This is a genomic window from Aeromonas sp. BIGb0445 (genome assembly GCF_024809075.1).
GTDB lineage: Bacteria > Pseudomonadota > Gammaproteobacteria > Enterobacterales > Aeromonadaceae > Aeromonas > Aeromonas rivuli.
Genome location: NZ_JANUES010000012.1, coordinates 65,523 through 92,289 on the forward strand (window position 1 = coordinate 65,523; position 26,767 = coordinate 92,289).

Below are 26,767 nucleotides of genomic sequence, written 5' to 3' on the forward strand. Positions count from 1 at the left end.
ACCCACAAGTTGAATGATATTAATTATCATTTCATACTAATCCGCAGGAAACAAGCAGACCCGGCCAACCCCATATGGGGGAGCCACGACCGAGGCTGACCGTTTAGTGATCCCCCGCACAGCCCGGTTCCCCTGCGGAAGCCATGCTGCTCGGACTGGCATGATGCCGGACGTGGTCCATGACCCTATCAACAAGGATGCTGATATGAAGAGATGGTTGTTACTGCTGCTCTGCGCCCTGCCCCTGCTGGGTCAGGCGAGCGGCTATACCCAGACCCGTTACCCCATAGTGCTGGTCCACGGCCTGTTCGGTTTCGACAAGCTGCTGGGGGTGGATTACTTCTACGGGATCCCCCAGGCCCTCGGTCGGGATGGCGCCAAGGTATATGTCGCCCAGGTCTCTGCCACCGCCAGCTCGGAGCTGCGGGGCGAGCAGTTGCTGACCCAGGTGCAGCAAGTGCTGGCCGTGACCGGTGCCGACAAGGTCAACCTCATCGGCCACTCCCACGGCGGCCCCACCATTCGTTACGTGGCCTCGGTCGCCCCCGAACTGGTCGCCTCGGCCACCAGCGTCGGCGGCGTCAACTTCGGCTCAGAGATAGCGGACAAGGTGCGGATGCGAGTCCTCCCCGGCTCGGCCGGGGAAGCGCTGGCGGCCTCCGCCGCCTCCGCCCTGTCCGGGGTCATCTCCTTGCTGTCCGGCGGCACCACCCTGCCTCAGGATCCTCTCGCAGCCCTGGATGCCCTCACCAGTACAGGGGCTGCCCGCTTCAACGCCGCCTACCCGGAAGGCCTGCCCAGCCGCTACTGTGGCGAGGGGCCCCTGCGCGCCGATAACGGTGTCTACTACTTCTCCTGGAGCGGGCGCGGCAACCTGACCAATATCCTGGATCCCGTGGATCCGGCCCTGGTGCTCACCGGCACCTTCTTCAGCGAGGCCAATGACGGTCTGGTGGGGGTCTGTAGCAGCCACCTCGGCAAGGTGATTGGCACCGGCTACCGGATGAACCATCTGGACGAAGTGAATCAATCATTTGGCATCCATCATCTGTTCGAGACGGATCCGGTCAGCCTCTACCGTCAACATGCCAACCGCCTCAAGGAGATGGGACTGTGAAGAGCAACACAAGGCTGCTGACACTGGCGATAGCCAGCCTGTTGCTCGGCCTGCTCGGCTATTGGCTGAACCAGAGGCAGGAGAAGCACCCGGCTCCCGACCCATCCAGCCTGCGCCAACAACTCGTCGAGCACCTCGCCAGCGGTCAACCCATCGCGGATCCCCTGCTGAGGCGCTATCAGGCATTTCTCCAGCAAGAGGCCAGACTGGCCCTGCCCCAGGCCCCGGATCTCGCCAGCCTGAGCCAGCTGTTCGACTCCCGCGAGCAGCTACGCCAACGCAGTTTCACCCCCCAGGAGCAGGCCAGATTGTTTGGTGAGGAGAGGCTGATGGAGCAGTGGACCCTGAGGCGCAAGGGGCTGGCCGAGGCGAGTCCCACCGAGCAGGCGGCCCTTGGGGAGGCGCTCGACATCTGGCTCGCCGAGCAGCCGGACTGGTTTCAGGAGGCGGAGACCAATGGCCGGCTGATAAGCGATCTGCAGCACATGGCGCACCTGCCCCCCGAGGCCCGGCGTCTCGCCATGCTGGAACGGGTCGGACCCGAGGCACAGGGCCGATTGCAGCAACTCGACCAGGATAGTCAACACTTCGAACGGCAACTCGATGGCTATCTGGGGGCGCTGGCGACCATGACAGACCCGGATCCCCAGACCCGCCAACAGTTGCTGGCGTCATGGTTTCCCGAGCAGCAGTGGCGCCGGGTGGCGGCCCTGACCCGGCTGCGCCAAGCGCAGACCCCCTCACAATGACAAAAGGGGCCCTGGGGCCCCTTTTGTCATTGTGATAAAGAGCGTCGCCGCACGGCGAGCATCATCACTGCGGCTTGTTGGCTCCGGGCAAGGGCTGCCAGGTGAGGCGAGTGACCCGCCCGGCCTGCAGATCGCAGCGCAGGGAGAGCGGCTGCCAGCCTTTATCGAGGCGCAGATTGACGGCCCCCACCACCTGCTCTTCGCTCACCTTGAGCCCGGATTGCTCCGAGGTCACCTTGTCCCCACCGGTCAGAGCCATCAGCTTGTCGTTGCACAGCCAGTGGGCGAGCTCCGCCCCCTTGAGCTTGATGCTGGCATCCCCGTTGGCCAGACGCAGCTCCCCCGGACTCAAGGCAAAGAGCGCGGTCAGCTCGGTGGCGCGCTTGCTAAGCCAGGCTTCACGCTGCTGCATGCTCATCTTGCTGACGAACTCGGCCGGTTCACCCTTGGCATCCAGCCACTGGGTCAGAGCACCTTGCTCATCGAAGCCAAATTGGGCCTCGGGCTCCTTGACCCCAAACAGCTTGCCGCCTTTGAAGTAGTAACGGCTCTCGCCGACCAGCTTGCCCTGCTCGTCACGAATGGGCACGGCGATGATGACCGGGGGGCCATCTATCCAGGCCTGGATCTCGACACCGTCATGACTGAACAGCCGGGTATCCAGAGCACTTTGGGCACCTTGCTCCATCAGGGTGAACTGTTGTGCGAGAGAGGCCGCCAGTGCGGGCAGTGAACCTAACCCCAAGGTCAGGGCGATGAGGATCTTGCGCATAGATATCCTGTGATTGGCCAATTGCCAAGGTTAACGCTCGAGTAACCAGCTCCTGAGCCCGTCCCGCTGCGCTTCGCTCAGCGCCACGGACTGGCGGGTCTGGTAGTCAAAATGGATCAGGGTCGTCTCACCGGTCACCGCCAGCTCGCCCTCCTGCCAGGCCTCCTGCCAGAGGGTGAAGGAACTGCTGCCGATACGGCTCACCCCCGTCTTGATCAGCACTGGCTGACCGTAGAACAGCTCCCGTTTGAACTGCACCGTATAGCCCGCGATGATCAGATGCCAGTCATGGACATCCAACTCGGGGGAGAAGATGCGAAACAGGGGGTCCCGCGCCGATTCAAACCAGACCGCTGGCACTGTGTTATTGATATGCCCCAGGGCATCCGTCTCCTGAAAACGGGGGAAGATCTGCATTTCCAGCATGGGTGACTCCTTGTCAGTGGATGAGCGGGGGCTGGCCATCATCGGCTGACAGGATGTTACCGATATCCGGCCTCAAAGGACAGGGATGCCCCTGGTCAGACGACGTCACTGCGCCATATCCAGGTATGTGGCAGACAAAAAAATGCCCCGCACAGGGTGGTGTGCGGGGCAATGAGGTAGAGCTTAGCTTATCAGGTCGAAGCGATCCGCATTCATCACCTTGTTCCAGGCCGCGACGAAGTCACCCACAAATTTCTCCTTGCTGTCGTGCTGGGCATAGACCTCGGCATAGGCACGCAGCACCGAATTGGAGCCGAACACCAGGTCGATCCGGGTCGCCGTCCACTTCACCTTGCCACTCTTGCGATCCCGCACCTCATAGAGCTGCTTGCTGGTGGGATGCCAGAGATTGGCCATGTCGGTGAGGTTGACGAAGTAGTCCGTGGTCAACGCCCCTTCACGCTCGGTAAAGATCCCGTGCCGGGTACCGCCATGGTTGGTGCCAAGCACCCGCATGCCCCCGACCAGCACCGTCATCTCATGGGCGGTCAGCCCCATCAGCTGGGTGCGATCCAGCATCAGCTCCTCGGCACTGACGAGGTACTCCTTCTTCAGCCAGTTGCGATAGCCATCGTGCAGCGGCTCAAGGGGCTCGAAGGAATCGACGTCCGTCATCTGCTCGCTGGCATCACCGCGACCCGGGTAGAAGGGCACTGTCACCGGCACCCCGGCCGCCTTGGCCGCCAGTTCGACGCCCACATTGCCCGCCAGCACTATCACATCCGCCACGCTCACCTTGGCGGCCGCGGCAATGGGTTCCAGCACCTTGAGCACCTTGGCCAGTCGGGCGGGCTCGTTGCCTTGCCACTCTTTCTGGGGCGCCAGGCGGATGCGGGCACCGTTGGCGCCACCGCGCATGTCCGAGCCACGGAAGGTACGGGCGCTGTCCCAGGCGGTGGCGACCAGTTCCCCTACGCTGAGGCCACAGTTGCGGATCTGCTCCTTGAGGGCCGAAATGTCGTAGCCACTGCGGCCAGCAGGCACAGGATCCTGCCAGATCAGATCCTCTGCCGGCACATCAGGCCCCAGATAGCGCGCCTTGGGCCCCAGATCCCGGTGGGTCAGCTTGAACCAGGCCCGGGCGAAGGTATCCGAGAAATAGGCAGGATCATCGCGGAAACGCTCGGCTATCTTGCGGTATTCGGGGTCGACCTTCATGGCCATGTCGGCATCGGTCATGATGGGCATGCAGCGGATCGAGGGATCCTCCACATCCACCGGCTTGTCCGCTTCCTTGATGTCGATGGGTATCCACTGCCAGGCCCCGGCCGGACTCTTGGTCAGGGTCCACTCGTGGCCGAACAGCATATCGAAGTAACCGTTGTCCCAGCGGGTCGGTTGCGTCGTCCAGGCCCCTTCGATGCCGCTGGTGACCGTATCGCGGCCGACGCCTCTGCTGGTCTTGTTGAGCCAGCCGAGCCCCTGATCCTCAATCTCGGCCCCTTCCGGCTCAGGACCAAGCTGCTTGGCGCTGCCATTGCCGTGGGTCTTGCCGACGGTGTGGCCACCGGCCGTCAGGGCGACCGTCTCTTCATCATTCATCGCCATGCGGGCGAAGGTAACGCGAATGTCTTGCGCCGTTTTCTGTGGGTCCGGGTTGCCATCCACCCCTTCAGGATTGACGTAAATGAGCCCCATCATCACCGCCGCCAGCGGGTTGTCGAGGTCTCGCACCCCTGAGTAGCGGCTGTTGGGGTTGTCGCTGGGGGCCAGCCACTCTTTCTCTGCTCCCCAATAGATATCTTTCTCCGGATGCCAGATATCCTGGCGGCCGAAACCGAAGCCGAACGTCTTGAGCCCCATGGACTCATAGGCCAGGGTGCCAGCCAGCAAGATGAGATCCGCCCAGCTGATCTTGTTGCCGTATTTCTGCTTGATGGGCCACAGCAGGCGCCTGGCCTTGTCCAGGTTGGCGTTGTCTGGCCAGGAGTTGAGCGGCGCGAAGCGCTGGTTGCCTGTGCCACCACCGCCACGGCCATCGGCGATGCGATAGGTACCGGCGGCATGCCAGGCCATGCGGATCATCAGGCCGCCATAGTGGCCCCAGTCTGCCGGCCACCAATCCTGGCTGTCGGTCATCAGGGCGATCACATCCTGCTTGAGGGCGGCCACGTCCAGGGTCTTGAGCTCTTCGCGGTAGTCGAAGTCGGGCCCGAGGGGGTTGGTCTTGGTATCGTGCTGATGAAGGATGTCGAAGTTCAGGCTCTTGGGCCACCACTCCATATTGGCCATCTCGGTCGTCGTGCTGCCTCCGTGCATGACCGGGCATCGTCCTTGGGAATGTTCTGAATTGTTGCTCATCATTTTCCTCACTTGCTCTGCTTTCCATAACCAGAATCAGCATGGCACATGAGGATGATCTCTTCTGTGATCCCCCTACCCCTTCCTGGCTTTTTGAGACGCAACATAATAGTCAGGAGGGGCGGCGGCAAAAAAGCGCGCCGCGAGCTAAGCCGTGCCCTCCTCCTCGGCGGCTCCGTTCGCCAGCTCGGGCCGCAGCCAGGCACTGCGAAAATCGAACCAGCCCAGCGCCGTCATGCGCACCCCGTGCACCCCGACCCGGCTCTCCAGCTCCAACCAGTGGTGAAACAGCGGCACAAACCAGGCTTGCTGCTGCAACCGGGCGAGCAGGAGCCGTGGCCCGGACTCATGACCAGATGCACGCCAGGCGGCCAGCCCCTGCCACAGGGCGCTCTGCTTGCTCCAGACCCTTTGCAACAGGGGGGTCCCCTGCAGCCAGGCATAGGGGGCGAAAGGCCCTTCATGCTCCAGGTTGAGGGTGCCGAGCCAGAGATCCACATCCTCATCTTCGCCGCTGACCCAGCGACCGTAATCCAGGGTACGCACCTCCAGCGCGATGCCCCGCTCTGCCAGCAGGCTGGTCATGGCGCCGGCACACTCGTGAAACTCCAGGTGCTGGTTGAAACAGGCCAGCACCAGTCGCCTTGGCAGGGCCGCGGGTTCGGGCTGAGGTGGCGGCAAGGCTTCACGCCAATGGGGCAGCAAACCTAGCGCACTGGTCCAGCCCCGTTGCAGCTCGGGGGCCACCCTGGCCATCAGGGCGACCGGATTGAGCAGGGTCAGCAGCCAGCGCCGCAGGGAGAGATCGGCCAGGGCCGCTGACCTGTCATCTTGCAACAAGAAGTAGCAACCGGACTCGAGTCCTGACTCACCCTGCATGGTACCCAGCTCGGGGCTGTCGCTGCCGAGGCGCAGGTGGCTCTCCAGCCGCTCCGCCAGTTCGGGCAGCATCCAGATATCTATCTCGTCGAGCAGGGCACGCAGACCGAAGTAATCATCGAAGGCGGTCAGCCGGAGCTGTAAGGGATCATTGGCGCCAACCTTGTAGGGACCTGTGCCGACCGGGCGCAGGGCAAAGCCGGGCTGATCCTTGAGTTCCCGCGGCAAGATGGCGGCCATGGGCTCGGCCAGCAGATGGGGCAGCCAGGGATCCGGGTTGGCGAGGTGTATGTCCAGGGTACGCGGCCAAGGGTGATCAAAGCCGACGATATGCTGGAACAGGGGGCGATCCCCGAGCGCGGCCAGGCTGTCGATCACATCCTGGATATCCAGGGACCGGCCATGGTGAAAGCGCACCGCAGGCCTCAGGTAAAAACGCCAATGACAGGGGCTCAACAGCTCCCAGTGGTGAGCCAAATCCCCCTCGATTTCCCCATTTTCCTCATTTCGCCGGGTCAGGCCGTTGAACAGCTGACGGGCCAGATGCACCTCGGAACGACGCAGGGGGCCGCTCGGCAGCAGGCCAGGCAGTGGCCGGTAATAGGGTACTCGCAGGATCTGACGCCCCTCCCGGGTCGCTTGACCCAGCTGTTCATAGAGCAAGGGGGTGACCAGATCGAGCCGCTCCCCCGCCAACGCCATGGCCTGGGCGAGCTGGCCCTGGCTCAGCAGAGCCCGCAATCTGCGCTGCAGGGATCCCTCCTGGCTGTCGAGCAGTTGCAGGGTGGATCGCTTGCCACGCCCGGCCCGGGCCGACCAGCTGAGCCACCCCTCCTGCTCCATGCGTCGCAGCAAGAGCCGGGCGTTACGGGGAGTGCAGCAGAGCAGCTCGGCCACCTCGGCCAGGCTGAGTTCCAGTCGATCCGCCTCAAGCAGGCGGCTCAGACGCTGAAAATGCTGATAGAGACGGGGACTGGTCATAAAAGAGGAAATCCTGGTTGGCTAAGTCGTCAGTTTTTACTTCCGCATTTTAGCTCAATACTGCTGGCGAACGTGAGAACCACAGCACAGGAGCACTCAAATGAACTCAGTACAGCCCCTCAAACCAAGCCGGATCCAGCAAGGGATGCGCCGTTACTTCAAGCGGATCCTGCCCCGCCCACTGTCGCTGGTGGAAGATCCCATGGCCCAGCTCAATCGCCTGATGCAGTGGGACATGCACCAGATCGACGACAAGGAGTACCGTCGCCGCCTGTAGCAGAGATCCGCAATAGCTTTGCCAGTAGGGTCTGTTTACAACGGGTGAGGGCCTGCTAGATTGGACGTCTATCCATCCATAATGGCGACGACGTCCAACAAGGAGTGTGTGATGAAAGATGCGACCCTGGCCCTGCACCACGGCTTTTCCCACGATCCCGCCACCAAGGCGGTGGCCGTGCCCATCTACCAGACGGTGGCCTACGAGTTCGACAGCGCCCAGCACGGGGCGGATCTGTTCAACCTGGCGGTGCCCGGCAACATCTACACCCGCATCATGAACCCCACCAACGACGTGCTGGAGCAGCGAATGGCCGCCCTGGAGGGGGGCATCGCCGGGCTGGTGGTCTCGGCGGGGTCTGCCGCCATCACCTACGCCATTCAGGCGCTGACCGCCGCCGGCGACAACATCGTCTCCACCCCCCAGCTCTACGGCGGCACCTACACCCTGTTCGCCCACATGCTGCCGAGTTTCGGGGTCGAGGTGCGTTTTGCCAAGGATGACAGCGCCGAGGCCATCGCCGCCCTCATCGACGACAAGACCAAGGCGGTCTATTGCGAGAGCATCGGCAACCCGGCGGGCAACATCGTCGATCTGGCGGCCTTCGCCAGGGTGGCCCACGCCCGCGGCGTGCCGCTTATCGTCGACAACACCGTCGCCACCCCGGTGCTGTGCAAACCCATAGAACACGGCGCCGACATAGTGGTGCACAGCCTCACCAAGTACGTGGGCGGTCACGGCAACTCGCTGGGCGGCGTCATCGTCGACTCGGGCAAGTTCCCCTGGGCGGATCACGCCGAACGTTTCCCCCAGCTCACCCAGCCGGAACCCTCCTACCACGGTGTGGTCTACACCGACGCCTTCGGACCTGCGGCCTTCATAGGCCGGGTGCGCACCGTGCCCCTGCGCAATACCGGTGCGGCCCTGGCCCCCATGAACGCCTTCCTGCTGTTGCAGGGGCTGGAGACCCTGAGCCTGCGCATGGAGCGCCATGTAGAGAATGCCCTGCGGGTCGCCCACCACCTCAGGCATCACCCCAAGGTGGCCTGGGTCAGCTACGCCGGCCTGCCGGATCACCCCCACTATCCGCTGGCGGAGAAGTACATGGGCGGCCGCCCCTCGGCCATCCTCTCCTTCGGTCTGAAGGAAGGGTATGAGGCGGGCGTGCGCTTCTACGATGCGCTCAAGATCTTCAAGCGACTGGTCAATATCGGCGACGCCAAGTCCCTGGCCTGCCACCCCGCCTCCACCACCCATCGCCAGCTGAGCGAGGAGGAACAGACAAAGGCGGGGGTCAAGCCGGAGATGATCAGGTTGTCGGTGGGGATCGAGGCGATCGAAGACATATTGGCGGATCTGGATCAGGCGCTGGCGGCCTGAATCAGCACAGAGCGGGCATCTGCCCGCTCTTTTTTGTCTGCCGGTGAACCAGTCACCACGCCGGCGCGTATCATGCCCTTCCGCCACCCCATCGAGGTTCCCATGATAGTCCTGCATCACCTGAACAAGTCCCGCTCCCAACGCATCATCTGGCTGCTCGAAGAGCTGGGGCTGCCTTACCAGATAAAGGCCTACCAGCGCGATGCCGCTACCTTTTTGGCCCCCCCCGAGCTCAAGGCCATTCATCCCCTTGGCAAATCCCCTGTCATCGAGTTTGACGGGCGGATCCTGGCCGAATCCGGCGCCATCACCGAATACCTGATCGCCCGCCATGCTCCCCACACCCTGGCTCCTGATCCCGAGAGCCCGGAGTACGCCGACTACCTGCAGTGGCTCCACTTCGCCGAGAGCTCAGGCATCTTGCCGCTGCTGCTGGACATGTTCGTGCGCAAGGATGGCAGCCCGATGCGCTTCCTGCCGGGCTACGCCCAGGTGGAGTGCGCCAAGGTGCTGGGCTATCTCAATGAGGTGCTGGCGACCCGCCGCTATCTGGTGGGGGAGCGTCTCTCCGGCGCCGACATCATGAACTCCTTCCTGGTCGATCTGCTGGCCCAGGGCGGCCAGCTGGCCCAGTTCCCGCACCTTAAGAGCTACTGGGAACGCCTCAATACCCATCCGGCCCGTCAGAAGGCGGCAGCCCTGGAACGCGAGCTGGATCAGAGCGCCTGAGCCCCCGGCACGCTACCACAACATGCAAAACGCCCCGAATGCGGGGCGTTCTCTTTTCAGCTCGGGAGCCGAGGGATCTGAGTGCACAGGGAAGATCCTGGCAACCTCTCCCCCTTGGCTCCAGCGCCCGGGCTTAGAGGGCGTGGGAGAGGATCCGCGCCACCTTGTCAGGGTCTATGTCCTGATGCTCACCCAGCGCCGTCAGTTCGAAGCGCTTGAGGTTGGAGCAGATGGCCGGAATGCAGCTCTCGTTGAGGCCGTAATCCGACAAGCGGGTGCCGACGCCCATCTGCTGGAAGAACTGCTCGGTACGGATGATGGCCTCCTCGATGCGCAGCGCCTTGTCCTCCCGACTCGCCTGCCAGACCCGCTTGGCATATTGGCACAGCTTCTCCTGCTTCTGGGCAGATTGCTCCCGCAGCAGGGAGGGCAACACCACCGCCAGGCTCTGGGCGTGATCCAGCCCGTACAGGGCGGTGAGCTGGTGACCGATGGCATGGGTGGACCAATCGTGGGGCACACCGCGGCCGATCAGGCCATTGAGGGCTAGGCTGGCCGCCCACATGATGTTGGCGCGCACCTGGTAGTTGTGCGGCTCGGACAGGGCCAGGGGGCCATTGTCGATCAGCACCTGCAGCAAGCCCTCGGCCAGTCGATCCTGCACATCCCCCCCGACCGGGAAGGTGAGGTACTGCTCCAGGATATGGACGAAGGCATCCACCACGCCGTTGCCCACCTGGCGCACTGGCAGGCTGTAAGTCGTCGTGGGATCGAGCACCGCAAATTGCGGCAGCACCAGCGGATTGTAGAAGGAGAGCTTGGCATCGCCCCGGCTCACCACGGCAGCGGGATTGCTCTCCGAGCCGGTGGCAGGCAGGGTCAGCACGCAGCCAAGGGGCAGAGCGTGCTCGAAGGGTGCATCGCTCTTCAATATGTCCCAGGGATCCTCGCCCTGATAACAGGCGGCGGCAGCGACAAACTTGCTGCCATCCACCACGGAGCCGCCACCCACCGCCAGCAGGAAGTCGATATGCTCACGTTTCACCAGGGCGACTGCCTCCATCAGCTGATCGTACTGGGGGTTGGCGCCGATGCCGGAGAACTCTTGCCAGTCCAGACCCGTTAGTGCAGTCACCAGCTGGTCATAGACGCCGTTGTGTTTGATGCTGCCACCGCCATAGAGCACCAGCACGCGACTGCCTGCCGGGATAAGGTCGGGCAGGCTGGCAATCTGGCCTTCGCCAAAGCAGACCCGGGTCGGATTCGAGTATTGAAAGTTGTACAAGGCAGGATCCTCACAGATGGTCAAACGGGGAGCGTTGTGCCGTCATTGTGCCCCTGCCGCCCCATGAGGTCAAAAAACGAGAGCTGACCATCAAAATGAAGATTGTCACCAATCTCAATGAGGTAGCCAAGCGCGACTCTGTTATGGTCGTTCAGGGCAAGACTCCGGTAAATAAGCATCATGCCGCGTCATCTTTCACAGAGGCCCGCTTTGCCACTACTTCCCAGCTATGAGGTGTTAAAAATGAAATTGAAGCATGCATGGATTGCCGCCCTCTTCACCCTCTCGACCGGCCTGGCGCAGGCAACCGAGCTCACTGCCGAAGTATTGAGCGCGCCAGGTAAGGCCAACTTGATGGAGGTCATGACCGCCTCAGCGACCGTCACCGCCATCGACATGGCAAGCCGCAAGGTCAGCCTGAAGAATGCCGCAGGGGATCTGTTCGACATAGTGGCCGGTGACAAGGTCACCAACCTGCAGAGCCTCAAAGTCGGTGACACTATCACGCTGGAGTACCTGCAGATGCTGGATCTGGAGCTGCTCAAAGGCACCGCCGGGGTGAGAAAGCGCATCGTGGAAGTGGCTGCGGATAAAGCCGCCGCGGGTCAGACCCCAGAGGCGGGCGTTGGCGCCAAGGTCACCCTCTATGGGGACATCATCGCTCTCGACAAACAGCAGCAAACGGTCACCGTCAAAGGCGTGGATCACACCGTCGTCGTGAAGGTCCAGAACCCGGATCAGTTTGCCCTGATGGCAAAAGGCGATCAGATCAAGGCAATTCAGACCCAGGCGGTGGGGATCAGCATAGCGCCAGCCCAGAAATAACCCCCGGGCGAGCGCTTCCCATCGCCCGTCAACATCAGTCCGCATAACAGAAGAGGCACCCTGAGGTGCCTCTTCTTGTTTGGTCAACGTAATACCTGTGACCCCTCAGCCACGGCTGATGTGCAGGGGGCCGAAGGTCTGGGCCACCGGCATGATCTCGATGCTGTTGATATTGACGTGGGCGGGCTGCTCGCCGATCCAGAGCACCGTATTGGCGATGTCTTCTGGCAAGATAGCCTGCACCCCCTGGTAGACAGTCGCCGCCTTGGCATCGTCACCATGGAAGCGCACGTTGGAGAACTCGGTGCCGCCGCACAGGCCGGGCTCCACATTGGTGACCCGCACCGCCGAGCCAGCCAGATCGGCACGCAGATTCAGGCTGAACTGCTTCACGAACGCCTTGGTGGCGCCATAGACGTTGCCGCCCGGATAGGGGTAGGTGCCCGCGATGGAGCCGATATTGATCACATGGCCGCGGTTGCGCGCCACCATCCCCGGCAGCAGCAGCCGGGTGACCAGAGTCAGGCCACTGATGTTGGTGGCTATCATCTGCTCCCAATCATCAAGATCCGATTGGTGGGCCGGTGCCAGTCCCAGGGCCAGACCGGCATTGTTGACCAGCAGATCCACCTCGCTCCAGCTTGCGGGCAATCCCTCGAGGGCGGCGCGGGTGGCCGCCTTGTCCTGCACGTCAAACACCAGCGGCAGAAAGCTGTCACCCAGCTCATCGGCCAGGGCTGCCAGACGCTCGGCGCGCCGTCCTGTGCCAATCACCTTGTGACCCGCCTGTACCAGCGCGCGGCTGATCGCCTCACCAAAACCGGACGAGGCGCCCGTTACCATTGCAATCATCTGAGCCTCCTTGGCTGCTATTCAAATCGGTTATCGAAGATTCTCATCTCTTGAGATGTGTCAGTCGAGCTCGCGTCCCCCGACCTTGCGCCAGATAAAAACCAGCAGGTGCAGCGCAAACAGCAACGAACCGGCGAGCCCGAACAGCAGGGCCGTCAAGGCATGAACCGAGCGGTCTGCCCCCAGCCACCACCAGGCGGCCCACCCCATCAGGCCGATGACCAGGGTCTGGATGGCGCAGACCGGGCAACGGCCCAGCTTGGCGCGGATCGCAGTCGCGAGACAGGCCTCACAGCTCACGGAGATAATCCGGGATGGCGACAGCGCCCGCCCTTTTGGGTTCACGCAGTCGCAGCACCAGTCGATGGGCATGCTGATCCCGGCCGTAATAATCGGGCAGTCGTTGCTGGGCCTTGAAGCCGAGCCGCTGATAGAGAGGCAGCGCCTCATCGTTGCCATCGGCCACTTCGAGCCGGATGGCCCCCCACCCCTGGGCCTTGCCTTTGGCTATCACCTGCTCAAGCAGACGACGGGCCCAGCCCTGACGCCGCATCCGCCAATGAATGGCCAGGGTCTGGATCACCAGTCGATCCCAGCCTTTGTGTTCCAGCAGGCAGAGATAGCCCATCAGCTGGCCCTTGGCATCGTGCAGCAGCAGGGTGCGCCCCTTGGCATGACCGAGCAGATAGTGCCAGCGATTGCGGCCAAAGGCGACCTCGGGTGGGAAGCAGTAACGCTCCAGTTTTACGATGGCGCCCAGATCATCGGGAAGGGCGGCGCGCAGGGTCAACACAGGGAAGTCCTCGTTTGAGTTATTTATCTTCAGCACCAGAAATGCGACTTGTATCACAAGTTACCAAAGCGTCATATTAGGCACTCTAACCTCTTGTCCCCCCTCGCGCCATGGTCGTGCTGTCGGTGCATCGAAGCCCACCGGGGATACTGCCATACCGGCAGTCCGATCCCTGGAGCCGAAAATATGAGTACCTATGTCATCGTCGAGGAGCCGGGGGACTGGCCCTGTCACGGCGATTATCTGCTGACTGCCCGTTCCTATCTGCAACATGGCCTGCCCACTACCGGGGGACGCGGTCGCATCATCAACCTCTGCCGCAGCCTGGACCACCTGAGCGCTGGCTACTATTGCTCACTGCTGGCCCAGGCTCGTGGCCACCACTGTCTGCCCGGGCTGCAGGCCATCAGTGTGCTGCAACCCCAGCAGCCCCCCGCCAAGCTGTGGCGCAAGCTGCAAGGCTGGCTGGCCCAGCAGAATGAAGACAGGATCCGGGTGCGCGCCATCTTCGGACAATGCGAGCAAGAGGCGCTGGCGGGGCTGGCTCGCTACTACTATGGCCTGAGCCAGCTGCCGCTCCAGGAGCTGACTCTGAAACGCGGCCGCCACGGCTGGTCGGTGCGCCAGCAGCAGAGCCTGTCACCCCTCGCCCTTGGCGAGGGGGAGCGCGCCCTGATGTTGAGTCATGTCCAATCCCTGGTCGGCGATCGGGCCGAACCCAGCACACCGCGCTACCAGCTCGCCATCTTGGCCGATCCTGGCGATGGTCGCGCCAGCAGCGATGATCTCGCCCTGGCTCGCTTCATCCGGGCCGCTGCCGTGCAGGGGATCCACGCCGAGATCCTGGCTCCCAATGCCATCGAGCGACTGCCTGAATTCGACAGCCTCTGGCTGAGATCCGAAACCGCCGTCGGCCACTATACCTTCGAGTTTGCCCGTCGTGCCGAGCAGCTCAAGATGCCGGTCATCGACAGCTCCCGCGCCATTCTCGCCTGCAGCAACAAGCTCTATCTCTATGAATTGATGGTGCGCAGCGGCGTGGCCATGCCCCCGACCATGGTGGTCACCCGGCGCGGTCGCCATCAGGTCGAGGAGCTGGTGCAGCGGCTCGGCCTGCCTTTGATGGTGAAGATCCCGGACGGCGCTCAGGGGCGGGATCTGGCCATGGCCAGTGACGAGCCGCAGCTCGCCCGTCTGCTGGAGGAGGGCTTGAGCCGCTCCGCCCTGCTGCTGGTGCAGAGCCGGATCCCAGCCGAGTTTGACTGGCGCATCGGCTTTCTCGACGGCTCCCCCCTGTTTGCCTGCCGCCGCTACCGTCCCGAACCCGGCAACCGAATCCGCCGCCGCAAGCACCCCCTCGACATGAGCCGGATCGAGGCGATAGCGATGAACGAGGTGCCGGAGCGGGTATTGCAGATGGCGCGCCGGGCCGTGCATCAGCTCGGCAACGGCCTGTTTGGCGTGGATCTGCGTCAACAGGGGCAGGGCTGTGTGCTGCTCGAGATCATCGACAACCCCTGGATCCGTGGCGACATCGAGGATAAAGAGGCGCCGGATCTCTACGATAGGCTGGCCCTGGCATTTCGCGAGCGCCTTGAAAACCGGGGGCAGCAGGCCCTGACATGAGCCCACCCTGGTGCCTCTGCCCCGCACCGGATATGACAGAGGGGAGCCCTGGCTCCCCTCTGCTATTCAGTCCCGCTGACCCATTGCAGGTGCCAGCTGGGGCACTTACTCCGCCGGCTTGTGTTTGCGACTCGCCTTGAGCTCCAGATACTCGATGATCTTGCCCGCCACATCCTTGCCGGAGGCCGCTTCCACCCCTTGCAGGCCGGGGGAGGAGTTCACCTCCAGCACCAGCGGGCCGCGGGCGCTGCGCAGTATGTCGACACCGGCCACGTCCAGTCCCATGATCTTGGCGGCCTGCACCGCCGTCGCCCGCTCTTCCGGGGTGATCTTGATGGCCTCGGCCGTGCCGCCGCGATGCAGGTTGGAGCGAAACTCCCCCGGCTGCGCCTGACGACGCATGGCGGCCACCACCTTGCCATTGACCACCAGGCAGCGAATGTCGGCCCCATCGGCCTCGCGGATAAACTCCTGCACCAGAATATTGTTATTGGTCTGGATGAAGGCTTCGATCACGCTCTCGGCGGCCTTCTGAGTCTCGCACAGCACCACCCCTATCCCTTGGGTACCCTCCAGCAGCTTCACTACCAGGGGGGCGCCCCCCACCATCTTGATGAGATCCGGGACATCATGAGTGCTGTGGGCATAACCTGTCACCGGCAGGCCGATGCCGTGGCGCGACAACAGTTGCATGGCACGCAATTTATCCCGGGAGCGGGAGATGGCCACCGAGCTGTTGAGGGCCATGGTGCTCATCATCTCGAACTGGCGCAGCACTGCGGTGCCGTAGAAGGTGATGCTGGCGCCAATGCGCGGGATCACCGCATCGTAATTGCCAAGCTCCACCCCTTCATAATGGATGGAGGGATTATGAGAAGCGATATTCATGTAGCAGCGCAGGGTGTCGAGCACCTCGACCTCATGACCACGGGCACGAGCCACCTCGACCAGACGGCGAGTGGAGTAGTTTCTAGGCTCACGGGATAAAATAGCAATCTTCATGAAAGTTCCGCTAGGAGGCAGTGCCTGGGCAGGATAGGGCGGGAGAGTATAAGGTGCCACAGCCCTATGACAACGCCAATCGTTTATCCTGACAACAAGACAATCCACACAAAAAGTGCAAAAACTCGGTCTCTGTCATCCAGATGTAAAACGGCGGCCCCAGAGTGGGGCCGCCGTTTTCATGGGCCTATGGCCAGTCGGGCCGAACCGCGCCTCACCCCAGGTTGGGTCCCAGCCAGCGCTCGGCCTCGGCCAGGCTCATGCCCTTGCGCATGGCATAATCCTCGACCTGATCTTGCTGGATCTGCGCCACCGCGAAGTACTTGGCTTGCGGGTGGGAGAAGTACCAGCCCGATACCGCGGCACCCGGCCACATGGCGTAGGATTCGGTCAGCTGCATGCCGATCGCCCGCTCTACATCCAGCAGCTCCCAGATGCTGCCCTTCTCGGTATGCTCGGGGCAGGCCGGATAGCCAGGGGCTGGCCGTATGCCCTGATAGTTCTCGCGAATGAGATCCTCCTTGCTGAGCGCCTCGTCCGCGGCATAACCCCAATGCACCTTGCGCACCTGCTCGTGCAGGTATTCGGCAAAGGCTTCGGCCAGGCGGTCACACACCGCCTGCACCAGAATGGCATTGAAATCATCATGCTGCGCCTTGTAGGCGTTGGCGATGGCCTCTTCCCCTATGCCACCGGTCACCGCGAAGGCACCGATCCAGTCCGGCTTGCCGCTCTCCTTGGGTGCCACATAGTCCGCCAGGCAGTAGTTGGGGAAGCCCTGCTTCTCGCTCTGCTGACGCAGGTGATGCAGCACCTTGCGCACCTCGCTGCGTGACTCGTCGCTATAGACCTCGATGCTGTCGCCGACCCGGTTGGCCGGGAACAGCCCTATGATGCCGGCGCAGCGCACGCTCTGATCACGCTCGAGCAGATCCAGCATGGCGTTGGCCTCGGCGAACAGCTTGGTCGCCTCCTCGCCTATCACCTCATCTTCCAGGATGCGGGGATACTTGCCCGCCAGCTCCCAGCTCAGGAAAAACGGCGTCCAGTCGATGTAGGGGCGCAGCACCGAGATGGCAATGTTCTCGAATTTTTGTACCCCAGGCTCGCGGGGGGCGGGGGGCTGATAGTTCACCCAGTCCAGCTGCTGGCGGTTGGCGCGGGCGTGGGCCAGGCTGACCGGCTTGGATCTCGGCTGCTTGCGGGCATGTTGCTCCCGGGCGATTTCGTACTCCTTGTCGATGCGGGCGACGAAGGCGGGTTTGAGCTCGGGGTTGAGCAAACTCTGGGCCACCCCGACCGCCCGGGAGGCGTTGGAGACATAGACCACGGGCTCGGAGTAGTTCTGCTCTATCTTCACTGCTGTGTGGGCCTTGGAGGTGGTGGCACCGCCGATCAGCAGCGGCAACTTGAAGCCCTGACGCTCCATCTCCTTGGCCACGTGCACCATCTCGTCGAGGGACGGGGTGATGAGGCCGGACAATCCGATCATGTCGGCATTCACTTCCCGGGCAGTCTTGAGGATCTTCTCGCAGGAGACCATGACCCCGAGATCGACGATCTCGTAGTTGTTGCACTGCAGCACCACCCCGACAATGTTCTTGCCGATGTCGTGCACGTCCCCCTTGACGGTGGCCATCACTATCTTGCCGTTGCTCGACCCTCCCGACTTTTCCGCCTCTATATAGGGTTGCAGGTAGGCGACCGCCCGCTTCATCACCCGGGCAGATTTGACCACCTGGGGCAGGAACATCTTGCCCGCGCCAAACAGGTCGCCGACCACGTTCATGCCATCCATCAGCGGCCCTTCGATCACGTGCAGCGGCTTCTCGGCCCCGGCCCGCGCCTCTTCGGTATCCTCTTCGATGAAGTCGGTGATCCCCTTGACCAGGGCGTGCTCCAGCCGCTTGCCCACCGGCCAGCTGCGCCACTCCTGATCCCGGGGATCCTCGGCCTGGGCGCCGGCACCGCGATACTTCTCGGCGATGGCCAGCAGATCCTCGGTGGCGTTGTCGTTGAGGTTGAGCACCACGGCGATCACTTTCTCTTTCAACTCCGCCGGAATGTCTTCATAGATGGCGAGCTGACCGGCGTTGACGATGCCCATGTCCATGCCGTTCTGGATGGCGTGGTAGAGGAAGACCGCGTGGATGGCTTCCCGCACCGGCTCGTTGCCCCTAAACGAGAAGGAGACGTTGGAGACGCCGCCGGAGATCATGGCGTGGGGCAAATTATCCTTGATGTCCTTCACCGCCTCGATGAAGTCCACCGCGTAGTTGTTGTGCTCGTCGATGCCGGTGGCGATGGCGAAGATGTTGGGATCGAAGATGATGTCTTCCGGCGGGAAGCCGACCTTGTCCACCAGCACCCGGTAGGCGCGCTGGCAGATCTCGAACTTGCGGGCCCGGGTATCGGCCTGACCCTGCTCGTCGAACGCCATGACGATGACGGCGGCGCCGTAGCGACGCAGCAGCTTGGCCTGCTCGATGAACTTGGCCTCCCCCTCCTTCATGGAGATGGAGTTGACCACCGGCTTGCCCTGCACGCACTTGAGCCCCGCCTCCAGCACCTCCCACTTGGAGGAGTCGATCATCACCGGCACCCGGGCGATGTCCGGCTCGCCGGCGATGAGGTTGAGGAAGCGCACCATGGCCGCCTCGGCGTCCAGCATCCCCTCGTCCATGTTGATGTCGATGATCTGGGCGCCGCTCATGACCTGCTGCTTGGCCACATCGAGGGCCTCGTCGTAGAGCCCCTCTTTAATCAGTCGCTTGAACTTGGCCGAGCCGGTGACGTTGGTGCGCTCCCCCACGTTCACGAACATGGACTCCGCGGTGATGATCAGCGGCTCCAGCCCCGACAGACGGCAGGCCACCGGCAACTCGGGCAGGGCGCGCGGCTTGATGCCCGCCACCGCCTCGCTCATGGCGCGAATGTGGGTCGGGGTGGTGCCACAGCAGCCCCCCACCAGATTGAGGAAGCCGCTCTGGGCCCACTCGCGGATATGGGCCGCCATCTCATCGGCATCCAGATCGTACTCGCCGAAGGCATTGGGCAGACCGGCGTTGGGGTGGGCGCTGACATGGCTCTCGCTGATCCGCGACAGCTCAGCCACATATTCCCGCAGCTCGTCCGGGCCGAGCGCGCAGTTGAGGCCAAACGACAGCGGTTTGACATGGCGCAGGGAGTGGTAGAAGGCTTCGGTGGTCTGGCCGGAGAGGGTGCGGCCGGAGGCATCGGTGATGGTGCCGGAGATCATCACCGGCAGGGCATAGCCCAGCTCTTCGAACACCCCTTCCACCGCGAAGGCGGCCGCCTTGGCGTTGAGGGTGTCGAAGATAGTCTCGATCAGAATGATGTCGGCACCCCCCTCGATCAGGGCGTGGGTCGATTCGGTGTAGGCGGCCACCAGCTGGTCATAGGTGACATTACGCTTGCCCGGATCGTTGACGTCCGGCGAGATGGAGGCGGTGCGGTTGGTGGGGCCCAGCACCCCCGCCACGAAGCGCGGCTTGGTCGGGTCCTTGGCCGTCCACTCATCGGCGACGGCACGGGCCAGACGGGCCGCTTCCAGGTTGATCTCCGCCGAGAGGGCTTCCATCTCGTAGTCGGCCATGGCGATGGGGGTGGCGTTGAAGGTGTTGGTCTCGAGGATGTCGGCCCCGGCGGCGCAATATTGATCGTGGATCTCACGAATGATCCCGGGCTGGCTGAGCACCAACAGGTCATTATTGCCCTTGATGTCGGTATGCCAGTCGGCGAAGCGCTCGCCCCGGTAATCCGCTTCTCCCAGCTTGTAGCCCTGGATCATGGTACCCATAGCACCATCTATGATCAGGATCCTCTGCGCCAGACAGGCCTGTAGACTCTTGTTATTTATCGACACCGCTCTTCCCTCTTACATCCATGCAACTGCGTGGCTTCATCCTAACAGCAAAGGAAAAAAATGGAAATCTAGCCGTCTATCTGTCTAAAACTTTCGTCTCGATACCCAAAAGTAGGTAGTGAGTAAACTATCACCACAGAGTACCCTATGCCCGTCCTATAGGGACTCGTGCTTGCTGTAACTCCAACGAGAAAAATAACTATGAGCGTCTACTACACTCTCTGCTTCTTGGCAGCATTGGCGATTCTTATCGCCTTCGCCAACCAATATGTCCTCAAAATCCAGACCACCATCGCCATCACGGCGGGCTCCATGCTGATCTCCTTGTTGATGGTCATGTTCGGCAAGCTGGGTTGGTTCAATCTGGAACCCCTTGCCGTCTCCACCATGGAGAGCATCAACTTCCAGGACTTCCTGCTCAAGGGGATACTGGGCTTCCTGCTGTTTGCAGGCGGGATAGGGATCAACCTGCCAGCACTGCGGGATCAGAAGTGGGAAATCACCATTCTTGCCCTCTTCTCCACCCTGCTGTCGACCTTCCTCATCGGCTACGGCTTCTGGGGCATCTCGGCGCTGCTGGGCTGGGAAATTCCTTTCATCTACTGCATGTTGTTCGGGGCACTCATCTCCCCCACCGACCCTATCGCCGTGCTGGCCATCGTCAAGAAGCTCAAGGCGCCACCCCAGATCGCCATCCAGATCGAAGGGGAATCCCTGTTCAACGACGGTGTGGGTCTGGTGATCTTCGTCACCGTCTTTGCCGTGGCCTTTGGCGGCAGCGAGCCCACCTTCTCGGGGGTGGCTTCCGTCTTCATGCATGAAGCCCTCGGCGGCATACTGTTCGGTCTGCTGCTTGGCCTGTTGGCCCACGTCATGATCAGCGCCACCGATGATGGTTCCCTGGAACTGTTGCTCACCCTCTGCATCCCGACTGCCGGTTTTGCCCTGGCCAACATTATGGGTGTCTCCGGTGCCCTGGCCATGGTGGTCACCGGCATCATGATCGGCAACTGGACTCGTCACACCGGCTTCTCCGAACAGAGCAAGCACTATCTGGATCACTTCTGGGAGTTGATGGATCAGTTCCTCAATGCCTTGCTGTTCCTGCTGATCGGTCTGGCGATAGTGCTGCTCGATATCGGCTGGGAGTTCTGGCTGTTGCCCATCATCGCCATTCCACTCTGCCTGGCTGCGCGTTTCATCAGCGTCTCCCTGCCCTATGTGGCGTTTCGCAAGTTCCGCAGCTACAACACCTTCTCCATCCGCATCCTGACCTGGGGCGGCCTGCGGGGCGGCCTGGCCATGGCGATGGCGCTGGCATTGCCAACCGACACCATGATGCTCCCCTCAGGGGTAGACTTGCGCGAAGTGATACTGATCATGACCTATGCCGTGGTCATGTTCTCCATCGTGATCCAGGGGATGACCATCACCCCCATGATCGAAAAAGCCAAGCGGGCCCACGGCGATTACTGAGCTGACTGATAAAGGTTGCACTCAGGCCGCCCTGCAAGGCCAAAAAAGCCGCTCATTGAGCGGCTTTTTCATGGGGGAGAGACGGCAAGTCACCCTCAGTCGCGGGGCTTCTCGTAGGTGAACACCTTGCCGATATCTTCCAGGCGATAACTGGTGAGCTGGTAGACGTAGTAGTTGAGCCAGTTGGCAAACAGCAGGTGACCATGGCTGCGCCAGCTGGCGCGCGGCGGCTTGGCCGGATCATTGTCGGGGTAGTAGTTGACCGGCACCATGGGCTCGAGTCCCGCCTCGAGATCCCGTTTGTACTCCCCATCCAGGGTCAGCACGTCATATTCGGGGTGGCCGGTGACGAACACCTGGCGGCAATCCTTGGTCGCGGCGAGATAGACGCCAGCCTCCTCGGACTCGGCGAAGATCTGCAGGTCGGTATGGGCGCGGATGAGATCGCCATCGAAGGCGGCATAACGGGAGTGGGGCGCCACGAAGTCGTCATCAAAGCCGCGCAGCAGCGGCTCGTTCTCATCCAGCCGGTGGTGGCGATAGATGCCAGAAAGCTTCTCGCCATGGGTCTGCTTGTCCATGCCATAGAGCGCCTTGAGCGCCGCCTGCACGGCCCAGCACAGGAAGAGGGTGGAGGTAACATGTTCGTGGGACCACTCGATGATCTCGACCACCTTGTCCCAGTAGATGACCTCTTCAAACTCCACCCGCCCCAGGGGGGCCCCGGTGATGATCATGCCGTCGTAGTTGTTGCCACGCACCTGCTCAAAATCGTGATAGAAGTTTTCCAGATGCGCCTGGGGCGTGTTCTTCGACTCCCGATCGTCTATGCGCAGCAGATCGACGTCTACCTGCAAGGGCGAGTTGGAGAGCATCCGCATCAGCTGGATCTCCGTCTCTATCTTCTTGGGCATCAGATTGAGAATGAGCACCCGCAGCGGGCGTATGTTCTGGGTGACGGCCCGGGATTCCGTCATGACGAAGATGTTCTCCTGCCCCAATACTTCGGCGGCGGGCAACTGATCCGGGATCTTGATGGGCATGCTGACTCCCTGTACTGCATCGGTAAGAATGTCTGGACATCTAGAAGCCTATAATAAAGCACCCGAGCTGTCATCAGATACCTTTGTGTTCACCCCTGCCATTGACTAGCATACGGCTCAAGCGCCCCTCATTCCGAACACCATGGCTGGCATCACCATTTCAGTAGACAGGCTGCAAGTCGGCAACTATGTCTCCCTGCCTCTGGGCTGGCGTGAGCACCCTTTCCTGTTTTCCAGTTTCAAGATAAAGAGTGAGGAAGAGATAGCGCTGATCCGTCGACTCGGCTTGCAACAGGTCACCCTGTTCCCCGACAAGAGCGACAGCCCGCCTCTGCCTCCGGATAGTGTCGCCCCCGTTGAGATCCCAATGTCAGAGCAGAGCAGCCAACAAGAGGCGATGCAGCAGGATAAAGAGGAGCGCATCGCCCGGTTGCAGCAATACCGCCGTGACGTACAGCAGTGCGACAAGCAGTTTCAGCACTCCCTGAGCCAGGTGCGCAGCCTGATGGGCAAGGTGCAGGCCCGTCCGCTCAATGCCATCACCGAGGCGAAAGAGCTCATCGATGCCATCACCCGGCAACTGCTGGCGGCGGACGATCTGGTGCTGCACCTGATGGCCGAGGGTGACGTGGACGACCAGCTCTACTACCACTCCCTCAACGTCAGCGTGCTGAGCATGATGCTGGCCAAGGAGTGCAATCTGGGGGCTGAACAGATAAGCCAAGTCGGCATGGGCGCCCTCTTCCATGACATCGGCAAGCTGAAGATCCCGAGCCAGATAGTGCGTAAACGCGAGCCACTGACCAAGCCGGAGCAAAACCTGCTGGCGCAACATGGCCGCTATGGCCTCAGCCTTGTCAACCTGACCCCATCCTTTCCCGAGGAGGCCAAGGGCATAGTGCTGCACCATCACGAGTACCTGGATGGCAGCGGGCCTCAAGGGCTCAAGGCCAGCCAGCTCGATCCTCTGACCCAGCTCGTTTCCCTGATCAATGAATATGACAATCTCTGCCACCGCCATGCCAAGGTGCCTTTCTCTGCCCTCTCCAGCCTCTACAAGCAGCGCAAGGGCCAATTCAACCCCGACTATCTGGCCCTGCTGATCCGCCTGCTCGGCATCTATCCTCCGGGCAGCGTGGTACAGCTATCCAATGGCCAGATTGGCTTGGTCATCGCCATCAAGGGCAGCAGCCTGCTCTATCCGAGCGTACTGCTCTATGACCCAGGCATTCCACGCCAGGAGGCGGCCATCATCGATCTGAGCCAGGTCGGACTCACCATCGCCAAGGTGATCCACCCCAAGCGCCTCCCCCCCGCCGTGTTTGAATACCTGAACCCGCGCACTCGCATCAGCTACTACTTCGAACCCAAACCGAAATAGTGGCCGGGATGGATCCTCTGGATAATCTTCCCGTGGGGCCGCTACAATCCCATGCTGCCTGGCGCCCTGTCCCGACGACACGGCAAGCTGGCCACCCCCCATGTTCAACCAGTCTCATCAGGAATCTGTCATGCACATAGAGATAATCAGCACCGGGGACGAGATAGTGACCGGTCTGGTGGTGGACACCAATGCCGCCTGGCTCAGCGCCCTGCTGCTCGAACAGGGGTGGCAGGTGCGGCGCCGCCATACGGTGGGCGATAACATGACCGACCTGGTGAGCCTGCTGTGCGAATGCGCGGCCCGCGCCGAGCTGGTGCTGGTCTGTGGTGGCCTGGGGCCCACCGCCGACGATCTGACCGCGCAAGCCGCCGCCGAGGCCTTTGACGCGCCGCTGACGCTCTACCCTGACTGGCTCGAGGTCATCAAGGCGCGCTATGCCAGCCGGGGTCGCCCCATGCCTGCCAGCAACGCCAAACAGGCCTGGTTGCCAGGGGGCAGCGAGATCCTCGATAACCCGGTCGGCACCGCCTGCGGCTTCCTGGTCAGCCATGGCCAGAGCCGACTCTTCTTTACCCCAGGGGTGCCTTTCGAATTCAAGCAGATGGTGCGCGAGCAGATAGTGCCACGGCTACGCGGTGCGGGAAGTGCCCGGGACACCGAGCTGCGCCGCTTCTACAGCTTCGGCATCTCGGAGTCGGCCTTGAGCGACCAGCTCGATGCCGCCCCCTGGCCCGCCGGGATCGAGCTCGGCTACCGCTCCGCCATGCCGCTCATCGAGCTCAAGCTGATCGGTCACGGGGCGAGTGCGGCAGACATGGCGATCGCCGAGACCCGGCTGATCCAGGCGATCCAGCCCTGGCTGGTAGGGCGAGGGGATCAGGCTCCCTGGTTGCAGATACTGGCAAGCCTCGACGAGCACCAACCCCTGCAACTGATTGAAGGGGCCAGTCAGGGGGCCCTGCTGGCCCTGTGCCGGGATCGGGTCGGGGTGAGCGCCAGCTACCGCCAGGATCTGCCCCAGGATCTGGCACGGCTCGAGGGGCCAGCGCAGGGACTGGCGCTCACCATAGGCCGCGCCGGCCCCGAGGGGGTGCCCCTGCTGCTCTCTCGTGATGGCCGCCATTGGGGACAGACCCTCAGGGTCAATCACCCGGATCCCGCCAGTGGCCGACGCCTGCTCGCCTTCGCCGCCCTCGACATGCTGCGCCGCCAGCAGGCAGCGCTGCCGGTTATCGCCGATTATCCCACCCTGCCCCGCAGCGCCCGGCGTCTGCCCGAGTGATGCCACAGACCCCGGCAATCCGGGGTCCTCTTCCACCACCTCAATCCAGGCTCTTCTTGAAACGATGGGCCGCCAGCAGCAGCACTATGACGGCGAAGCCCCCTAGCCAGAGGGCATCCTGCCAGAGCGATGCCAGCTCGCCCCCCCGTAGCACTATGCCGCGAATGATGCGCATGAAGTGGGTGGCGGGCAGCAATTCGGCGACCCACTGGGCGGGCACCGGCATCCCCTCGTAGGGAAACATGAAACCCGACAACAGGATGGAGGGCAGCAGTACGAACACCGTCATCTGCATCGCCTGCAACTGGGTCTGAGCCAGGGTCGAGATGAGCAGCCCCAGGGTCAGGCTGGCGGCGATGAATAGCAGGGTGGCCAGCAGCACCTGACTCAGGGCCCCGTTGATCGGCACGGCAAAAATGAGGTGACCCAATCCCAATATGATGGCGACCTGGACAAGGCCCACCCCGATGTAGGGCAATATCTTGCCGAGCATCAGCTCCAGCGCCGTCACCGGGGTGGTGATGAGCAGCTCCAGATTGCCCCGCTCCCGCTCGCGCACTATGGCCGCCGAGGTGAACATGATCATGGTCATGGTGAGGATGACCCCGAGCAGACCCGGCACTATGTTGATGGCCGAGCGGCGCGAGGGGTTGAAGTAGAGCACCGTCTCCAGACTGACCGGAGGTTGAGTCAGGCGGGCGTCCAGCTCGGTGAGCGGCATGCTGCGCAGGCCAAGCAGGGCACTGGCGATCAGGGTATCCGAGCCATCGACCAGCCACTGTCCCACGGGGCGCCCCTCACCGAGCCGCCTCGGCAAATCCGCCGGCAACACCAGCACGGCGCGCACCTCCCCCCGGGTCAGGGCCGATTCAGCCTGGTCGACGCCCTCATAGTGGCGCGCAATGCTGACCACCTGGGTCGCCTTGACCGCCTCCACCAACAGACGGGCATCCGCCGTGCGACTCATGTCGAGCAGACCAACCGGGATATGGCGCACATCGGTATTGATGGCATAGCCAAACAGCAGCAGCTGGATCAGGGGGATCATCACCACCATACCAAAGGTGAGCCTGTCCCGGGCGAGCTGACGCAGCTCCTTCTGGGTAATGGCCCATAGCCGCAGCCAGCGGGTCATGCCCTCACCCTCGTCGTGACTTCCGTGATATTCAGGCAACAGGGGCTCATCACCGCCCAGACGCCAAAGGTGAGCCTGTCCCGGGCCAGCTGACGCAGCTCCTTCTGGGTAATGGCCCACAGCCGCAGCCAACGGATCATGCCTTCACCCTCGTAGTGACTTCCGTGATATTCAGGTAACAGGGGCTCATCACCGCCCAGGCGCCAAAGGTGAGCCTGTCCCGGGCGAGCTGACGCAGCGCCTGCTGGGTAATGGCCCATAGCCGTAGCCAGCGGATCATGCCTTCACCCTCGTCGTGACTTCCGTGATATTCAGGCAACAGGGGCTCATCACCGCCCAGGTGCCAAAGGTGAGCCTGTCCCGGGCGAGCTGACGCAGCTCCTTCTGGGTAATGGCCCATAGCCGTAGCCAGCGGATCATGCCTTCACCCTCGTAGTGACTTCCGTGATATTCAGGTAACAGGGGCTCATCACCGCCCAGGCGCCAAAGGTGAGCCTGTCCCGGGCG

At 62.4% G+C, this 26,767-nt stretch carries 26 protein-coding genes; 10 read left to right on the forward strand and 16 right to left on the reverse strand.

The window, feature by feature from the left end; all coding sequences use genetic code 11:
• Window positions 1-205 precede the first annotated feature (205 nt).
• Complete coding sequence (locus tag M2367_RS17575; RefSeq protein ID WP_259237461.1) at window positions 206-1,117, forward strand: triacylglycerol lipase; 912 nt, start codon at window positions 206-208, stop codon at window positions 1,115-1,117.
• A complete protein-coding gene (locus M2367_RS17580) occupies window positions 1,114-1,866 on the forward strand; it encodes a lipase secretion chaperone (RefSeq protein WP_259237463.1) in 753 nt (250 codons plus the stop codon). The genes M2367_RS17575 and M2367_RS17580 overlap by 4 nt, the downstream gene beginning before the upstream one ends.
• Window positions 1,867-1,930: 64 nt before the next feature.
• Here M2367_RS17580 and M2367_RS17585 read toward each other — a convergent pair whose 3' ends face one another.
• From M2367_RS17585 to sgrR, 4 genes are all read right to left on the reverse strand, one after another.
• Window positions 1,931-2,638, reverse strand: coding sequence for a hypothetical protein (locus M2367_RS17585; RefSeq protein WP_224431838.1), 708 nt, complete (start codon window positions 2,636-2,638; stop codon window positions 1,931-1,933).
• 30 nt (window positions 2,639-2,668) lie between these two features.
• Entirely contained in the window at window positions 2,669-3,064 is a 396-nt protein-coding gene (locus tag M2367_RS17590; protein ID WP_042039991.1) for a thioesterase family protein, read from the reverse strand.
• 183 nt (window positions 3,065-3,247) lie between these two features.
• Entirely contained in the window at window positions 3,248-5,425 is a 2,178-nt protein-coding gene (katG, locus tag M2367_RS17595; protein ID WP_259237464.1) for a catalase/peroxidase HPI, read from the reverse strand.
• A gap of 147 nt (window positions 5,426-5,572) precedes the next feature.
• Window positions 5,573-7,285, reverse strand: coding sequence for an HTH-type transcriptional regulator SgrR (gene sgrR, locus M2367_RS17600; protein WP_259237465.1), 1,713 nt, complete (start codon window positions 7,283-7,285; stop codon window positions 5,573-5,575).
• Window positions 7,286-7,385: 100 nt separating this feature from the next.
• Here sgrR and M2367_RS17605 point away from each other — a divergent pair, with 100 nt between their 5' ends.
• The 3 genes from M2367_RS17605 (at window position 7,386) to M2367_RS17615 (ending at window position 9,671) form a co-directional block, all read left to right on the forward strand.
• Window positions 7,386-7,562 (forward strand): hypothetical protein, encoded by a 177-nt coding sequence (locus tag M2367_RS17605; protein ID WP_157013858.1) that lies wholly within the window; start codon window positions 7,386-7,388, stop codon window positions 7,560-7,562.
• Between the two features lie 111 nt (window positions 7,563-7,673).
• The gene (locus M2367_RS17610) at window positions 7,674-8,942 is read left to right on the forward strand and encodes an O-acetylhomoserine aminocarboxypropyltransferase/cysteine synthase family protein (RefSeq protein WP_259237467.1); all 1,269 of its coding nucleotides are present in this window, start codon (window positions 7,674-7,676) and stop codon (window positions 8,940-8,942) included.
• Window positions 8,943-9,044: 102 nt separating this feature from the next.
• Complete coding sequence (locus M2367_RS17615; protein WP_259237469.1) at window positions 9,045-9,671, forward strand: glutathione S-transferase family protein; 627 nt, start codon at window positions 9,045-9,047, stop codon at window positions 9,669-9,671.
• Window positions 9,672-9,804: 133 nt separating this feature from the next.
• Here M2367_RS17615 and M2367_RS17620 read toward each other — a convergent pair whose 3' ends face one another.
• Together M2367_RS17620 and M2367_RS17625 are read right to left on the reverse strand one after the other, a co-directional pair.
• On the reverse strand, window positions 9,805-10,956 hold the full coding sequence (locus M2367_RS17620) for an iron-containing alcohol dehydrogenase (protein ID WP_259237471.1): 1,152 nt from the start codon (window positions 10,954-10,956) through the stop codon (window positions 9,805-9,807).
• 20 nt (window positions 10,957-10,976) lie between these two features.
• Window positions 10,977-11,138 carry a hypothetical protein gene (locus tag M2367_RS17625; protein WP_157013861.1) on the reverse strand — a complete coding sequence of 54 codons (162 nt, stop codon included), beginning with the start codon at window positions 11,136-11,138 and terminating at the stop codon, window positions 10,977-10,979.
• A gap of 61 nt (window positions 11,139-11,199) precedes the next feature.
• Here M2367_RS17625 and M2367_RS17630 point away from each other — a divergent pair, with 61 nt between their 5' ends.
• Window positions 11,200-11,781 (forward strand): hypothetical protein, encoded by a 582-nt coding sequence (locus M2367_RS17630; protein ID WP_042039998.1) that lies wholly within the window; start codon window positions 11,200-11,202, stop codon window positions 11,779-11,781.
• Window positions 11,782-11,886: 105 nt separating this feature from the next.
• On the opposite strand, the gene M2367_RS17635 is transcribed toward M2367_RS17630, so the two are convergent.
• From M2367_RS17635 to M2367_RS17645, 3 genes are read right to left on the reverse strand one after another with little or no spacing between them, the layout of a single operon-like run.
• Window positions 11,887-12,633 (reverse strand): SDR family oxidoreductase, encoded by a 747-nt coding sequence (locus M2367_RS17635; protein WP_042039999.1) that lies wholly within the window; start codon window positions 12,631-12,633, stop codon window positions 11,887-11,889.
• A gap of 60 nt (window positions 12,634-12,693) precedes the next feature.
• The gene (locus tag M2367_RS17640; protein ID WP_042040000.1) at window positions 12,694-12,933 is read right to left on the reverse strand and encodes a DUF3624 domain-containing protein; all 240 of its coding nucleotides are present in this window, start codon (window positions 12,931-12,933) and stop codon (window positions 12,694-12,696) included.
• A complete protein-coding gene (locus M2367_RS17645) occupies window positions 12,923-13,426 on the reverse strand; it encodes a GNAT family N-acetyltransferase (RefSeq protein ID WP_224431829.1) in 504 nt (167 codons plus the stop codon). The genes M2367_RS17640 and M2367_RS17645 overlap by 11 nt, the downstream gene beginning before the upstream one ends.
• A 186-nt stretch (window positions 13,427-13,612) precedes the next feature.
• Here M2367_RS17645 and M2367_RS17650 point away from each other — a divergent pair, with 186 nt between their 5' ends.
• Window positions 13,613-15,052, forward strand: a complete 1,440-nt coding sequence (locus M2367_RS17650) for a RimK family protein (RefSeq protein ID WP_259237478.1) — start codon at window positions 13,613-13,615, stop codon at window positions 15,050-15,052.
• Between the two features lie 105 nt (window positions 15,053-15,157).
• Here the strand turns inward: M2367_RS17650 and rimK are convergent, their stop codons facing one another.
• Window positions 15,158-16,054 carry a 30S ribosomal protein S6--L-glutamate ligase gene (gene rimK, locus M2367_RS17655; protein WP_042040002.1) on the reverse strand — a complete coding sequence of 299 codons (897 nt, stop codon included), beginning with the start codon at window positions 16,052-16,054 and terminating at the stop codon, window positions 15,158-15,160.
• 214 nt (window positions 16,055-16,268) lie between these two features.
• The gene (gene metH, locus M2367_RS17660) at window positions 16,269-19,940 is read right to left on the reverse strand and encodes a methionine synthase (RefSeq protein ID WP_259237481.1); all 3,672 of its coding nucleotides are present in this window, start codon (window positions 19,938-19,940) and stop codon (window positions 16,269-16,271) included.
• A 201-nt stretch (window positions 19,941-20,141) separates the two neighbouring features.
• Between metH and M2367_RS17665 the strand changes: the two genes are divergently transcribed.
• Entirely contained in the window at window positions 20,142-21,416 is a 1,275-nt protein-coding gene (locus tag M2367_RS17665; RefSeq protein WP_224431826.1) for a sodium:proton antiporter, read from the forward strand.
• Window positions 21,417-21,511: 95 nt separating this feature from the next.
• Here the strand turns inward: M2367_RS17665 and metA are convergent, their stop codons facing one another.
• Window positions 21,512-22,459 carry a homoserine O-succinyltransferase gene (metA, locus tag M2367_RS17670; protein ID WP_259237485.1) on the reverse strand — a complete coding sequence of 316 codons (948 nt, stop codon included), beginning with the start codon at window positions 22,457-22,459 and terminating at the stop codon, window positions 21,512-21,514.
• A gap of 142 nt (window positions 22,460-22,601) precedes the next feature.
• Here metA and M2367_RS17675 point away from each other — a divergent pair, with 142 nt between their 5' ends.
• Together M2367_RS17675 and M2367_RS17680 are read left to right on the forward strand one after the other, a co-directional pair.
• Complete coding sequence (locus tag M2367_RS17675) at window positions 22,602-23,840, forward strand: DUF3391 domain-containing protein (RefSeq protein WP_259237487.1); 1,239 nt, start codon at window positions 22,602-22,604, stop codon at window positions 23,838-23,840.
• 130 nt (window positions 23,841-23,970) lie between these two features.
• Window positions 23,971-25,125 (forward strand): molybdopterin-binding protein, encoded by a 1,155-nt coding sequence (locus M2367_RS17680; RefSeq protein WP_259237489.1) that lies wholly within the window; start codon window positions 23,971-23,973, stop codon window positions 25,123-25,125.
• Window positions 25,126-25,165: 40 nt separating this feature from the next.
• On the opposite strand, the gene M2367_RS17685 is transcribed toward M2367_RS17680, so the two are convergent.
• From M2367_RS17685 to M2367_RS17700, 4 genes are all read right to left on the reverse strand, one after another.
• Window positions 25,166-26,260: an ABC transporter permease gene (locus M2367_RS17685; RefSeq protein WP_259237490.1), complete on the reverse strand. Its 1,095-nt coding sequence runs from the start codon at window positions 26,258-26,260 to the stop codon at window positions 25,166-25,168.
• Window positions 26,257-26,400, reverse strand: a complete 144-nt coding sequence (locus M2367_RS17690; RefSeq protein ID WP_259237492.1) for a hypothetical protein — start codon at window positions 26,398-26,400, stop codon at window positions 26,257-26,259. The genes M2367_RS17685 and M2367_RS17690 overlap by 4 nt, the downstream gene beginning before the upstream one ends.
• Window positions 26,397-26,540: a hypothetical protein gene (locus M2367_RS17695; RefSeq protein WP_259237494.1), complete on the reverse strand. Its 144-nt coding sequence runs from the start codon at window positions 26,538-26,540 to the stop codon at window positions 26,397-26,399. The genes M2367_RS17690 and M2367_RS17695 overlap by 4 nt, the downstream gene beginning before the upstream one ends.
• A partial coding sequence (locus M2367_RS17700) for a hypothetical protein (protein WP_259237495.1) occupies window positions 26,537-26,767 on the reverse strand: 231 nt, incomplete at its 5' end. The genes M2367_RS17695 and M2367_RS17700, both read right to left, overlap by 4 nt.